Here is a 14410-nt window from a genome sequence, read left to right on the forward strand (position 1 = left end):
ACGCCGTCAGCACCAGCAAGGTCAGCGGCAAATGCCGCGCGAGTTGGCGCCGCCGAGTTATCACACTGCTGCAAAATGTCTTCGTCATCTGAGTTTTCATACGACTTCTCCTTCTCCGAATGTTTTGGCAGCCATTGGGCCTGCCTTATTTGATGTTGATTCTGACTGTGTTTGCCGCCTTGCCATCCACCACCAGCACCAAGTCCTGTTCGCCGCGCCCCAGCAGGCTACGCGGTAGCAAGGCATTGATTTGATCCCCGCCAGGGTCGCTCGGATTCGCGCCCGCGAATTGCACGGGTAAGACAATGCCGCCGAGTTTGAGACTGACGCTCGACAACCCCGGGTGATTGCGCAGCCCGGTGCCGAACAGAATCAAGTAGACCTGTTCGCTCGCGCCGCCCAGATCAATCGGACGCGGCACGAAGCGGCGTTGCGCGGCGTCATATTGTGCGACTTCCTCAAAGCTCAGCTTCTCGTCTTTGACGCGCACGGTGACTGCCGTCGGCACGCCTTGCCCGTTGCCGTTCGCGGTGAAAAGTCCCGGCGCGACCGCCACGATTTGCGCCGTGCCCGTCGAAACCGTGCCGTCGCCGCTGGTCACGGTGATCGTCACCGGCCCGACAGCCGTTTGCCACGGCAGGTAGTAATTGATCTGATTGGGCGAGACGAAAAAGAGACCGGCGGCGCGGGTCACACCCTGGCTATCGGTGATTTTGACCGTCGTGCCCAGCAGCACGGGCGCCACAAACCCTGCCGCCACGCCCGTCGCCAGCCGCTCGCCAAAGGCCGTCACGATCATGCCGCTCGCCAATTCGCCGCCTCTGAAACTCGCCGCCGAGACATTCGCCAGCTTGCCCTGGGTTGGCGCGCCGGTGGCCGTGGCCTTGATTTTGAAAGTGGCCGGGCCGGGGCCGTAATTGATGACCATCACGTAATACGTGCCGACCCGCAACGCTGGCGCACTGGCGGGCGTGATGGTGAGCGATTCAGAGTACGCATCCGTCTCCACTTTGTAGTCGGTGGTCAGGTAACCGCCTTCCAGCCCGACGCGTTCGCCGAAGCGCACGCAAAAATCCATGTCCGTATTGGCGTCCAATTCGATTTTGAGTTGCGTCGCGCCGCTGGGCACCTGAATCGTGTACTGCGTGCCAGAGGCCCAGCCGATATAAGGATCAAATCTGACCATGTAGGCGTCTTGCGGCACGCCCGAAGTCAGCGCCACCGTGGCGGGGCCGGGCATGGGCGTCGGGGTTGGCACGGGCGTCGGCGTGGGCGTGGGGGCCGGGCCGCCAATTTGCACCAACGCGCGGATCAGAGCGTTGGCCGGGGGGTCGCCAGGGTCGGTGATCGACGCAAAGCTCGCGCCGTTGTTATCCGAATAGAAACTGCGCGTTTCCGCCGCGCCGTTTTGGTCAATGGCGAAGCCCGTTCCCAGATACGGCGCGGGCGCTTGATAGCCGACATAAAAATCGCCGCTGGTAAGCGTCGGACCGTTGGGAATAGGGAATTCCAAAAACAGCTCGTTGCTGGCGCTGGGCACGGTCGTTTCGATGCGCGTGAATTGATTGCCCGCCGGTGGTTGCCCATTCGCGTTTTGCTGGGCAGCGATCCACAACGTGATCGGTTGCCCGGTCGGATTAGGCTCTTCCCCAATTTGGGGAACCATCAGGCGCAGCTTGCGCAAAGTGGCCGGGTAACTGGGCGGCGTCAAACGATTGACCACGATCAACCCATCGCCAAAGCCGGCAAATTCCTGCGTCCCGTCATCGAGTTTCAATTCGGCCTCGCGCGGATTGGGCAGCGGGTTGGTGCGATAGCCGATCCACTCCATGGCCGCGCGGTCGTTCTCGGTCAAATCATAGCGGTACCCCCGCAGCGTGAGCGGGTCCATTACACCGAGATATTGTTGGGTATAGAAGAAGTCTTTCCAGTGTCCGGCTTGCCGTAAATCGCCGCCGCTGTGATCACTCCGGCCCGTCGAGAGCGGCAGTTCCGCACCGCCGCCAAAAAAGACCTGCTCGCCGCCGGACGATTGCACGCGCAACGCCGACCCAAAGGTCGCAGCCGTTACACCGGGACGGAAGCGGAACAAGTCCAACACCGAAAGCATAGGCGGTTGATCCAGGCGTAATTCCTTTCTGCCGACGCCCGAGAAAAAGCCGAGCACGTGGCCGATCTCGTGAATGGCGGTCGCCGTGAAATCGGACCGCTTGAGCTTGATGCCGTCACTCTGATCGAAATCAAAGTTGAGGGCCGAATTGAAACCGATGCGCGGCGGCGGCCCCCAGCCTTCCGGCTCATGCTCCGGATCAGCCACGGGCGCAATTCGTCCGAGCGCGCGCAACATGGCCGAGCTATAGAACATTTCCGTGGCGGGGCCTTGGTTGGTCGGCACGTGATCTGGCGGCAGCGCGCGGTAAAAGGCCGCTTCTTGCGGACTGCCCGCGCCGTTGATGAGTTCAGTGCGGATAAGCGGGTAAGCATTTGGACGCGAGAGATTCTGCGAATGCGTTTTACCGCCATAACCGTCAAAAGATTGGCCGAAGAAGGTCGGCCCAAAATCCACGTCAATCACTACGGTGATCGGATTTTGAATCAGCGCCTCCCACACGCGGGCCGCGCGCAGGAAAGCCGTCTTGGCTTCGGGGAACTGATCGAGCTGCGAGGTGCCGCGCAAGACGATCTTCAAACCCGGCTGCACCTGCCCTGGCGCGCCGGGCGCAACCGCCTCGTCATTGAGCGCCTGTAAGGGCAAGCCGTGCGCGCGCCGCAGCGCCTGCGCCTCCGCAACGGTCGCTTCGCGGCAATCCAACTGCCCCGCGCGCAGTTCGAGCACCATGCCGCCCTCCACCGCCGCGAGTTGCGGATCGGCTTGCGGTTGGGTGGCAGGCGTTGCCGGATGCGCCGCGCGCACGCGCTGCACGGGACGTTGCGGCGCTGCGGCGGCACGCGCGGCAGACGCCGGTTGTAACTTCGCGCCAACCACGCCCGCCATCAACAGACAGCCGAGCGCGGTCAAAAACAGCGTTGTGCGCAGGCCGGATACGGCGTTGCGGATGTGTCGTTTCATGTTTCCCTCCTCCGATTATTTTCTCTGGTGATCGTTCCTCGTCCGTAGTCCCGGCTGATGGTGTTTGAAAAATAGATTTAACAAACGGATCGAACCACTGGGAACACTGGGAACACTGGGAAAATCAATGGGTTACCGGCTTTCCCAGTGTCCCCCGTGTCCCCAGTGGTTGCTTCACTTTGATTGTTAAACTTATTTTTCAAAGACCATCAGCCGGAAGCTTCCATAGTTCGAGACTTCCGCCTGAAGGCGGGGCTACGAACGGGTTTATTAGATCGGTTTTCATTTGCGTGTACGGTAGGCGCGCCGCGCCGGGACAGTACCGCGCGCGTGAGCAAGCGGCGCTTCGGTGTTGCGTCAGTCAGCCGTGCTTGACGCGCCGCTTGCTCACGCGCGCGGTACTGTCCCGCTGCGCGGCTTTTTTGCCATACACCGAAGTGAAAACCGATCTAGTTGCTGATGTCTATTGCGCTGGGAAGGCGCGTGTCCGGCGGCACGGGCGGCAGACCGACGACGCGGCGCTCGCCCTGAGGGTGCTCCGGCGTGAAGACGTCCACCCACTCGAAGGGGCCGGCGTTCCCCGGCACGCGCGCCGCCACCGTCCACTGGCCGTCCGCGTTGCGCACGAGCGCCAGCGGTACGCCGTGTTCGTCAAGGCGCATTTGGTAAGCTTGGCGGAGTTGCATCCACGCCTGCGTCTGCGCGAATTCGTCGCCCGCCAGCGGCGTTGACGGTCCGCCATCGGGCAACGGCGAATGGTAATCGGCTAGGCCGCCGCTCGCGCGAAACACGAGGATGCCGTGGTTGTCGAGCAGCGCCGCGTTCGGCCCGCGCCCCTCGGTCAATTGCAGGCGCACGATGATTTGTGTTTGCCGGGCTGGCCCGCCGGTGGAATTGGCGCGCGTGACGCTCTGCAACTGCAAGCCGAAATTCGGCCCGAGGCCGAGTCTGCTTTGATTGGCTTGCAACGCCTGCGCGATCTGTTCGTCGCCCCATGACGGCAGCAGGTACAGTTGCGGCAGGGCCGCTTCGTGCGCTTGCCATTCGCGCACCGAATCGGCGTCGAAAATTTCGCGCCGCATGAATTCGTCCACCAGCACGGTGTGATAGCGGCTGCCGAAAAATTCCTTATCTACTTTGAGGTAGGCTTTGCCGACGTCTTCCAACGTCATCTGGTTTTCGGGCGTGAAATCGGTGGCGCGCATTTGGATGATGCCCATGATCTCGCCGGCCTGGCGCATGGCTTCAGCAGCGCCCAGCGCGCCTTTCAACTCGTCGTAAATCCGCAGGAAGATTTTGTAGGCCGCACCGGTCAGCACTTCCGAGCGGTGGTGTATTTCTTCATCGGTGTCGGAAACTTTCTTGTCGTTGAAGGCGTCACGTAAAGCCGTGCCCGCGCCCAACAGCGCCGCGAAGGCTTCATTCATGCGCGTGGCCGCGCTCGACTGGTTTAAGTCGCCGTGGGTTTCGTTCAGCAATTGTTGCACCCGCGCCGGGTTGCGCAACGAAGCCCACAACGCGGTTTGGTCGCCGAACGATTCGCCCCAGAAACTAAAGCCCAGGTCGTCGCCATACGAGTTCGGCTTGAGCGCGAAATGCAGCGCATGCCCGGACTCATGCGCCGCGATCTCCCACGAAGACGCCAGCTCGTAAAACTTGATGTCCGTTTCGCCGGGCAGACGGTAAGGCACAATGCCAAAGAACAGGCCGTGCGCGGAACGGCTGTGAAAGGCATTGAAGTCAATGTAAAAGTGCGGGCGAATCAGCAACAGCCCGTCGCTGCCCCAGGCGATGTCGCGCCCCGCCCAGGCCTCCGCCGCGTCTTTGGCGGCATTGGCCGCCGCGAAGGCGGTGTTCATCCCCAGGTGCAAATTATTCGGCGACCAGACTTGCAAGCCTTCGCGGCGGATGATCTTGCCGTCCGGCCCGCGTTCGGGAGTGAACAAGGGAAAGCGCGCTTCATGTGGGAACCGGAAATCGCCTTGCTGATTCGCCAACGGCAGCGGCCAGGGATTCCAGGCAACCGCCTCAAGCTCCCATTTGATAGGGTCTAGCGTGTTGAAAATAACGCGCTCGTCCTCAACCCAAACCTGCTTGTTTCTGAGTATGAGGCACCCGCTTTCGTCCATTCCGAACTTGGCCGCATCCAGATGTTCAATGTCCGCCACTGCCACAAACGGGTCGTCGCGATAACACGAAAGCGGAATGAACGCCCCTCTGGCGGGAATCGTCTGTGCCTGTACGACCGGCAGTAGCAACGCCAGCAACACAAATTTGAACAGCAACAATTGCTTTTTCATGGTGAATCCCTCTCTCCTCTCCAAACGTTAATCAGTTGCGGCGCGGCCATCTGGCGGCGCGCGCGTTTTCTTTCACCCCGTACTGGCAGGAGTTCGGAAAACACCACACAGAAATTTTTATCACTTGGCGGAATTGCGTGAATTCATCAAGAAGCGGGCTAAGTCGGCTTTGGTAGGAATTATTTCTTCAGCACGTCGAAGTAGTAATAACGCACCGCTTCGGTTTGTTGCGTCGCGGTCACGCCCTTGAGCGTCAGTTCGTATTGGCCCGCGCTGAGCGTGCTGGCAGGGATGGTCAGTTGAATGACGCGGCCCGCGCGCGCGGTTTGCGGACGCAACTGATCGCGTGCCCAGACCGGCTGGCCTTGCGCGGTGCGGAGTTCGACGCGGTAGCGCTTGAAATCGTCTGCGCGCTCAAGCCCGACCTGCAACCGCGTCGTGCGCACCATGGGCGGCAGCAGCAACTGCGGACGGGTGGTGCCGCCACGCGCGATGCCCGGCGGCAAAAACAGCGCCGCAAAGAACGGCGCGCTGACGGCGCTGCCCGGCGTATGCTGGCGTTCGAGCTGTTGGGCCAACTCCTGGCTGTGCGCGCGTTCGCGTTCGAGTTGCGCGGCGAGCTCGGCGTTGCGCGCGCGTTCGCTGGCGGCTTGCTGGCGCAACGTTTCTGCCTGCTGCTGCCGCGTGTGCTGCTCCGCTTGAAGCTGTGCGAGTTGTGAGCGCAACCCGCGCGTCACGTTGAATAGCCACAGTCCGCCGATCACGAGCAGCAACGCCGCCGCCGCTAACGAAAATTGCAGCGCCGGCTGCCAGCCGCGCAGGAAAGCGCTTAACGCTTCCCACCAATGAGCCGTGGCCGGTTGCTCAGCCGCTTCAACCGCAGGGACGAGGCGCGCCAACGCGCGCGCGAATTCGACTTTCTTTTGTCGTTCGACAGAAACGAGAAAGCGGCTTTCAAACTGTTTTCGTTCCGTTTCGTTAAGCGCCCCGCGCACATATTCGTCAATCAAATCGTTCTCGGCATCCTCGATGTGGCGCAGGTAGTCGCGCTCTGCAAACGCGCGCTCTTCCAACCGCGCCTGCTCGTCTTCGGGCAAATCGCCCAGCAGATAACGCACGATCAATTGTTCATTCGCAGCTTTCAGTTCCATGTTCTTCTGCGGCTCCTGGGGATGTCTCGAACGGGAGAAGATGATTACCTTCACCCCGTACTGACGCGCCGCCAAAATCCATCACAGCTTTTTTTTCAAACACTGCTCGACACATTCTTGCAACTTCTCGCGCAACCGCAGCGCCCGCATCCGCAGCGTATTGATCGGCACTTTGAAGTGATCGGTCAGCCGCTTGCGGTTCTCAATCTTTGCGCCTTTATCGCCCTGGTAGTAATGCAAGATCAGTTCGCGGTTCTCAGCCGAGAGGCTTTGCAGGCAATGTTCCAGGCACGCAACGCGCGGGTCTAGCTCTTCAAATTCATAAACAACCGGTTCGGCGTTGCCGAGTTCGCTCAATGCGGTTTGCTGTTTAGCCAGTTCCTTGCGAATTTCGAGCAGCAACAACCGCGCGACGCCGATGGCGTATTGGGCCGGTTCCCGCAGCGTTTCGCCCGCGCTGAGTTTGCGGGCGACGCGGTTGAGCGTTTCATCGGCGTGTTCTTCAGGAAACGGGCAGCCGCGCCATTCAAACAGGCGCAGCAAATTGCCGCGCACTTCCAGATATTTCTTCCCGGCAATTTCGCGGTCTGCGTCAAAAGCGGCTAGCAACAGATCAAAGGCGTCCTGGGTCAAGGCCCATTGGCGGCGCGGCGCCGACGCGGCGGACGCATTGCTTTCCAAGTTGGCATCGGCGCGCTGATCCATCGTGCTGCGTTCACTTCCATTCGCCCTGCAACGTAAAGACGGCCCAGTAATACGGCGTTTCCCAGCGTTTGTCTTGCCACAGCGAAACCTGCGCCGCGCGCAAGGCCGCCGCCGCTGTCATTTTTTCGCCCAACATGCGTTGGTAAAAACGCTTCATCAATTCCGCCGCCGCGCGGTCGTCGGTGCGCCACAGGCTGGCAGCCACACGCGGCGCGCCCGCGTACATAAACCCGCGTGTCAGGCCGATCATGCCTTCGCCTTTGACTTCTTTGCCGAGCGCTGTTTCGCAGGCGCTGAGCACGACGAGTTCCGCCGACAAGCGCAGGTTATAAATTTCGTGCAGCCGCAAAAACCCGTTGCGCGGCTGTCCCCGTTCATCCACTTGTGACAAGACGATGCCGGAAAGTTCAGGATGCTGCTGGTTGATCAGCGCATGCGTCGCAAAATGCACGATGCGGTAATCGCCCAACTCCGCGCTGGTCGCCGTTTCACGATTGGCGGCGAAATCGAGCGCCTTCAGCGTCTGCGCGGCGGGCGCGAGGCTGGCAATCTCTTCGGCTTCGGCGCGGCTGAAGCGCAATCGAACAAACTCCGCCTCGCCCGTGCGCGTGGCGTTTGCCGTCGCCAGGCGCGGGTCGTTGCCTTGAAAGACCGGATCGGCCAACACGGCCAGCGCCTTCCCGGCTGATTTGCGGCTGGCGTTTTCCTGCCGCAGCACAGCGAGTACAGACGCCGAGGGCAGGCTGACGATTTCGTGGGCGGCAATCAGGGGCTGGGGGCTAGGGGCTGGGGGCTGCTTCTGCTTAGCCCCTAATCTCCCGTCGCTAGCTGCTGCTGCTGGCAACTGCTTCTGCTTAGCCCCTAACCCCCAGTCCCTCGCCCCTAATTCTGGCAGCGCCGCGAACGGCACGTATTGCAGCACGCTGTCGGCCACGATCAGCAACCGTTTCGCGCCCAATTCGGCGGCGACCGGGCTTAACAACACCTGGCTCAGCGCCGCCGCCGCGGGCGAATAGGCGGCGGCGGCTTGCTCCAAACGCCGTCGGCGTTGTTCCGGCGTTTCATTTGCGGGAGCTTGGTTGCGCGCGGTCAACGAGTCGTAAACGCGCCGCGCCGCCACTTCGATGTCGGCGCGCTTGGGCAAGGCAAAACTCTTGATAGAGGTTGGTGTAACGGCCCAGAGCCAACTCCGCTCTTCGCCCAGCGCGTATTCGAGCAAGAGCGTGTCGGCGTCAAGCACCGTGGTTTGAATCTCGTTCAGGTTGAGCGGCGCGGGTTGCGTGAGCGCGGCATAGCGCGGACTGGCGCGCCGAATCTCTGTTTGCACCTGTTCATAGTCGGTCGTCAACGCGCTGATTTCTTTGGCGGCGGTGGCGGCTTGTTCAGTCGTGTGCTTGCCGTTGAGCAACCGCATCTGGGCTGCCGCTTTTGTATCGAGCGCTTGTTGCAGCGTGTGTTCGCGGGCCAGCAAATCGGATGAAACGCCCTGCCGCAGGTCGGCGCGGGCTTCGGTCAGGAGTTCGAGCAAGCTGCGGGCGTGGGCGCGTTCGCAAGTTTGCAGCGCAACGGCAGCGTAGCCTGCGGCGGGTTGCTGCTCGTGCAAGCGCATCAGCAAATCAATGTCGAGTTCGTAATACTGTTGGACGGACGCCAGGTAAGAAGTGCGCAGCCCCTGACTGGCGACTTTGGTGCGCAGCGCTTCCACGAGGGCGAGCGCGGCTGCGCTTTGCGCCTGGGCATCCGTCAGTTGATTGAGGTCGCGTTGCGCGACGGCCAGGTTATACCGCGTGATCGCTTCCCCGCTGCGGTCGCTGATGATTTGCCGCAAGGACAGCGCCTGCTTGAAGCATTCGAGCGCTTTCGGGAATTCGCCCAATCCGCGGTATGCGCGCCCTTGATTGGTGAGCGTGATGGCCTCGCCGCGCCGGTCGCCGATTTCGCGCCGAAGCTGTAATGCCTGTTCATAAAACTGTAGCGCTTTGCGCTGATCGCCTAAATCGCCGTAGGTCTTACCCAGATTGCCCAAGGTGGTCGCTTCCATCGAACGCGCTCCCCGGCTGAGTGGCAGGGCGCGTTGATAGTATTCCAGCGCCTTTTGATGTTCTTTCAACTTGCCATAGGCCACGGCGATGTTATTGAGCGCGGTGGCTTCTTCGACGCGGTTCCCGGTGGCGCGCTTGAGTTCCAGCACTTGTTCCAGAAACTCCAACGCCTTCAGCGGGTCGCCCAAGTCATCATAGAGTGTGGCGATGTTATTGAGTGCCGTGCTTTCCCCCGCCCGATGATTGAGCGCCCGGTAAAGCGGCAGGGCGCGCTGATAAGAGTCCAGCGCCTGCTGGCTCTCACCCAGATAATTCTGTACGAGGCCGATGTTATTCAGCAGCGTGGCCTCGCCGTATGGATCGCGCATGGCCCGCTTGAGTACTAGCGCGCGGTTGAAAAGCTCCAACGCCTGTTGTTGTTCGCCGAGGCCGCTGTAAATCACGCCCATGTTGCCGAACACGGCGGCTTCCATTGAACGATCACCCAGCGCCTGATAGATGTCCAACGCCTGCTGATACGGCGTGAGCGCCTTTTGCGGATCGCCCAATTCGCCATAAACCGCGCCCATGTTATAGAGCGTTTGGGCGGCGCCGCTGCGGTTGCCAGCCGCCTGATGGAGCGGCAACGCCCGTTGCTGATAGGCCAGTGCCTGCCGGGATTCGCCGAGTAGTTTGTACAAATGCCCGATGGTGGAGAGCGTAACGGCCTCTTGGCCGCGATCTCCCAGGGCCTGCCAGAGCGGAATCACTTTTTCGTATTTCTCAATCCCCTGCCGCACGGAATCCGCCGATCCCTGATAGGTAATCGTGGCCTCCGCAAAGGCACGTTCGGCGATGATGCGCGCTTTGTCCTGTGGTGTCGCCGCCCGCACCTCTTCTAGCCTCACCTCATAACGCCCCTGCGGCGCATGCTGCTGCATCGGGCGCACCTGCAACCGATAAGCGCCAGAGGTTTCCGCAACCAGCGAAACCGGCTCCGGGCCTTCCGCGCCAACCGGGCTGTCGAGATCGGCGAGCTTCTGACCGTTGGGGCTGTAAAGCGTGACCAGCAAATTAACGCCCTGTTGCTCAACCACCGCGCGCATGAACTGCCCGGCGGCAAGTTCGATCTGGTAGGCGTGCGTTTCGCCGCCGCTGATTTCCCGGCTCAGCGGTTTGCCCAGTTCGAGCGACACATTGTCTTGCGCAAACAAGCGGGCGGGCGGGTGCATCGTCAGCAGGCTCAGGGCCAGCAGACTGGCGCAAAACGCACGCCAAACATTCGGGCCGCGGCGGAAGTCGGTCTGAACAGCAGAACTGGCGAGATGGAAACAAGGCTGGCGCATAACTGTGCTCCTGTGTTGAACCTGCGCATGCGGTTCGCGTCGTTCGTAACCACGCTCAAAGCGCGGGCGACCTTGCAAAAGCTTCGGGCAATCTGTAACTCAAAAAAGTAGGCGTGGCAACTTCATGCCCGTCTAAAAGGTGCGGGTTCCTCCGCCTGCCCTTAACATGCCCGAAGCCGCAACAACGCGCGTTTGTGGCCTCAGCAAAGTACGCACTACGGCAACGCGCAGGTTTGAGTTGCCGAAATTGTTCGGCATAATCCAGCGCCTATGCCAGACGAAAAACGCTTCCACCGCGTCGCCACCCGCGCCGAAATCACACCACAAACCGGCCTGCGAGTGCAGGTCGGGACGCATGAAATCGCCATCTTCAATCGCGCGGGCACTCTTTACGCGCTCGACAACCACTGCCCCCATCGCGGCGCTTCGCTCGCTGAAGGTTTTGTGGATGGCGGGCGTGTGCTTTGCCCGCTGCACCTATTCGATTTTGATTTGCAGACGGGGATGTGCGGTGCGGTAGGTGAATTGAAAGTGATGACGTATGAGGTGAAGGTGGAAAGTGATGAGGTCTTTGTGCTGGTTTGAACCGTTTGGTGGAATACAATTTGGCAGCGTTTCAACTGCACAGCTTATTCAGCCCCCTTGCTTCTACCCAGCCAAAAACACGCTTTAACACCCACCACGGCACACCGGCGACATCCAGTTCGATTTCAATGTCAGAAAACTGATCTGTGAAATCCGCGAGCCAGATCGGCCCAACCTGTTCAAGCGATTCGCCTGCCTCGGTACACACTCGGAGAGCAAGCGCATCTTTGGCTCTGAAGGTGGCGATGCCCTCTGGCGTACTGGAATTGGTGTAGTCTGAATATCGGATGGTGTTCCAGATGACGGGCTGAATTCTCTGATACGCATCGGTTGGGTGGAATACGCCCGACACGCCACCCATTGATGGGTCTGTCGGCGTGAGATCAGCCCAACCAACTAGGTCATTACCAGCGAATAGTAGAATTCTTGTCACGGTTGTCCTTCACGCCAGAGTTCACCAGGGTAGCAGCCGAACTATCAGTTCGCTGGAGATAAGCCATCATTGAATCTGCAACATCCGATCCAACGCCACCCGCGCCCAGCGCGCCGTCTCGTCATCCACTTTGATCTGATTGACGACGTGGCCCGCCGCCAGATTCTCTAACGACCAGGCCAGATTTTCGGGCGCGATGCGGAACATGGTCGCGCACATGCACAAGTCGGGTGCGAGCAGCGTGACCAGCTTGTCGGGGTGCTGTTTCGTCAGGCGATTGACCAGATTCAATTCCGTGCCCACGGCCCATTGGCTGCCTGCCGGAGCTTCACAAACGGTCTTGATGATGTATTCGGTCGAGCCGTTCAGATCGGCTTTACTGACGACTTCATATTTGCATTCGGGATGCACCAGCACCTTAATGCCCGGATGTTCGGCGCGGCGGTCGTCCACGTGACGCGGCAAAAAGCGCCCGTGCACCGAACAGAAACCTTTCCACAAAATCAGCTTGGCCGCGCGCAACTGCTCCGGCGTGTTGCCGCCCAGTGGTTGGCGCGGGTCCCACACCGCCATACGGTCGAGCGGGATGCCGAACTTGACGCCCGTGTTGCGGCCCAGATGTTCATCGGGGAAGAAGAACAATTTCTCGCTCTGTCGCAGCGCCCAATCAAACAGCGGCACGGCATTGGATGAAGTGCAAACCACGCCTTCGTGACGGCCACAAAATGCCTTGATGGCCGCCGATGAATTCATATAGGTGATCGGCAACATTGAGGCGATGCCCAGCTCTTCTAATTGCTCCCAAGCCGACTCGACCTGTTCGATCTGCGCCATGTCGGCCATCGAACAGCCCGCCGCCAGATCGGGCAGGATGACCTGCTGCTGCGCGCCGCTCAGGATGTCCGCCGATTCGGCCATGAAATGCACGCCGCAAAACACGATGTAATCGGCGTCGGGGCGCGTGTTGGCCTGCTGCGCCAGTTTGAACGAATCACCCGTGAAATCGGCGTGGCAGACGACATCGTCGCGCTGATAGTGATGCCCCAGAATCACGACGCGGTCGCCGAGCGCGCGCTTGGCCGCTTGGATGCGGTCGTAAAGTTCATGTTCGCCCAGGCTCAGATAGTCTTCGATTTTTTTCACGCCGCCCGGATTCATCGTGACGTGCGGAGCGTAGGTTGGTGTCGCGGTTGTCGTGCTCATGCTTCCTCCTGCTTGTTTTGGTTAGTGTACTTTGTACACCGCAGGCAAAGTGTACTGGTGACACTAAGTCTGCGCAAGTGGATTTTTGGTTGAAGGGGATTAAAGAAAGATTGTGCTGAAATTGATCGAACTTTTGCTTGGCGAAGCGACACAGATAGCCATCAACTCTCTTGTCCCCGATTGATGCCGAGCGCCTTCATGCGCCGGTAAAGATGGCTGCGATCAATGCCCATCAGTTCAGCCGTGCGCGTAATGTGGCCTTCGGTTTCGGCCAGTTTGCGCAGAATGTATTCGCGTTCATAAGTCTCAGCGGCCGCGCGGTAAGAGTCGAAATTGTAGCTGGACGCGGGCGGCACCTCGGCCCCCAGAATCGGCAGGTCGTCGGCTTCGATCTGTGGCCGCGCGTGCATGATGATGACGCGCTCGACCGTGTTGCGCAGTTCGCGCACGTTGCCGGGCCAACTGTAACTTTGCATCCGCTCAATAGCCGAAGGTTTGAACTCTTTGGGCGGGCGGCCATTGGCGACCGAAAATTCGCGGCGGAAGTGTTCGACCAGCAGCGGCACGTCTTCCAGCCGTTCGCGCAACGGCGGGATTTCAAACGGGATGACGTTCAGGCGATAAAACAGATCAGCGCGAAAGGCGCCGCTCTCGATTTCTTCTTCCAGCTTCTTGTTGGTGGCGGCGATCACACGCACATCCACGTTGACCGTCGCTTCTGATCCCACTGGCTCGAAGCGTTGCTCTTCCAGGGCGCGCAAAACTTTGGATTGCGTCCTCAGACTCATATCGCCGACTTCATCGAGAAAGAGCGTCGCGCCATCGGCCCGCTCGAACTTGCCGCGCTTGGCCTGGGTCGCGCCGCTGAACGCGCCTTTGAGGTGGCCAAAGAGTTCCGATTCGATCAACTCTTCTGGGATCGCGGCGCAATTCACTTCGACGAAGGGTTTGCTGGCGCGCAGGGATTGAGCGTGCAGCGCGCGTGCGACCAGTTCTTTGCCGGTGCCCGATTCGCCATACAACAGCACGCGCCCGCTGGTCGGCGCGGCGTAACGAATCTGCTGGCGCAAGGCGCGCATCGGCACCGATTCGCCGATCATCGCGTAGCCGCGTTCGAGTTGGGCCTGCAATTCGGAGTTGGCAGTTTCGAGTTCGCGCTGGCGAATTGCGTTCTTGATGGTCAGCACGGTCTTTTCGAGCGCCAAGGGTTTTTCGATGAAATCGTAAGCGCCCAGCTTGGTCGCGCGCACGGCGGTCTCGATGCGCCCGTGGCCTGAGATCATCACGACGCTGACATCGGGATAGGCCGCTTTGATGCGCGCCAGTGTTTCCAACCCATCCATGCCCGGCATCCAAACGTCCAGCAGCACGCAGGCAAACAAGCGGCGTTCGAGCGCGTGCAAAGACTCTTCGCCACTTGCCACGGCAGTGACGCTGAAACCTTCGTCTTCGAGCACGCCGGTCAGCGATTGGCGGATGCCGGGTTCGTCATCCACGATTAATATCGAATGGGCCATAAGTTCAGTGCTTGGCCCTGGGAGCGCAGGCATCTCTGCCTGCTATAAAAGAAGTCGCGCAGCCTTCCTTATCCCTGAT

At 60.4% G+C, this 14410-nt stretch carries 9 protein-coding genes; 1 reads left to right on the plus strand and 8 read right to left on the minus strand.

Going from position 1 to position 14410, the window contains the following annotated elements:
• Nucleotides 1-145: 145 nt before the first annotated feature.
• The 5 genes from HY011_03235 to HY011_03255 form a co-directional block, all read right to left on the minus strand.
• Nucleotides 146-3070 (minus strand): hypothetical protein, encoded by a 2925-nt coding sequence (locus HY011_03235; GenBank protein MBI3421927.1) that lies wholly within the window; start codon nucleotides 3068-3070, stop codon nucleotides 146-148.
• 449 nt (nucleotides 3071-3519) lie between these two features.
• The gene (locus tag HY011_03240; protein MBI3421928.1) at nucleotides 3520-5370 is read right to left on the minus strand and encodes a hypothetical protein; all 1851 of its coding nucleotides are present in this window, start codon (nucleotides 5368-5370) and stop codon (nucleotides 3520-3522) included.
• Nucleotides 5371-5549: 179 nt separating this feature from the next.
• On the minus strand, nucleotides 5550-6521 hold the full coding sequence (locus HY011_03245) for a hypothetical protein (GenBank protein MBI3421929.1): 972 nt from the start codon (nucleotides 6519-6521) through the stop codon (nucleotides 5550-5552).
• Between the two features lie 81 nt (nucleotides 6522-6602).
• The gene (locus HY011_03250; GenBank protein MBI3421930.1) at nucleotides 6603-7226 is read right to left on the minus strand and encodes a hypothetical protein; all 624 of its coding nucleotides are present in this window, start codon (nucleotides 7224-7226) and stop codon (nucleotides 6603-6605) included.
• 10 nt (nucleotides 7227-7236) lie between these two features.
• A complete protein-coding gene (locus HY011_03255) occupies nucleotides 7237-10593 on the minus strand; it encodes a CHAT domain-containing protein (GenBank protein ID MBI3421931.1) in 3357 nt (1118 codons plus the stop codon).
• Between the two features lie 270 nt (nucleotides 10594-10863).
• On the opposite strand from HY011_03255, the gene HY011_03260 reads away from it, so the two are divergent.
• Nucleotides 10864-11178: a nitrite reductase (NAD(P)H) small subunit gene (locus tag HY011_03260; protein ID MBI3421932.1), complete on the plus strand. Its 315-nt coding sequence runs from the start codon at nucleotides 10864-10866 to the stop codon at nucleotides 11176-11178.
• Nucleotides 11179-11209: 31 nt separating this feature from the next.
• Here HY011_03260 and HY011_03265 read toward each other — a convergent pair whose 3' ends face one another.
• The 3 genes from HY011_03265 to HY011_03275 all read right to left on the minus strand — a co-directional run bounded on the left by HY011_03265 (nucleotide 11210) and on the right by HY011_03275 (nucleotide 14331).
• The gene (locus HY011_03265; GenBank protein ID MBI3421933.1) at nucleotides 11210-11611 is read right to left on the minus strand and encodes a hypothetical protein; all 402 of its coding nucleotides are present in this window, start codon (nucleotides 11609-11611) and stop codon (nucleotides 11210-11212) included.
• A 66-nt stretch (nucleotides 11612-11677) separates the two neighbouring features.
• Entirely contained in the window at nucleotides 11678-12814 is a 1137-nt protein-coding gene (nadA, locus tag HY011_03270) for a quinolinate synthase NadA (protein ID MBI3421934.1), read from the minus strand.
• A 161-nt stretch (nucleotides 12815-12975) separates the two neighbouring features.
• Nucleotides 12976-14331, minus strand: coding sequence for a sigma-54-dependent Fis family transcriptional regulator (locus HY011_03275; GenBank protein MBI3421935.1), 1356 nt, complete (start codon nucleotides 14329-14331; stop codon nucleotides 12976-12978).
• Nucleotides 14332-14410: the final 79 nt, after the last annotated feature.

The organism is Acidobacteriota bacterium, assembly GCA_016196035.1.
Taxonomy (GTDB): domain Bacteria; phylum Acidobacteriota; class Blastocatellia; order RBC074; family RBC074; genus JACPYM01.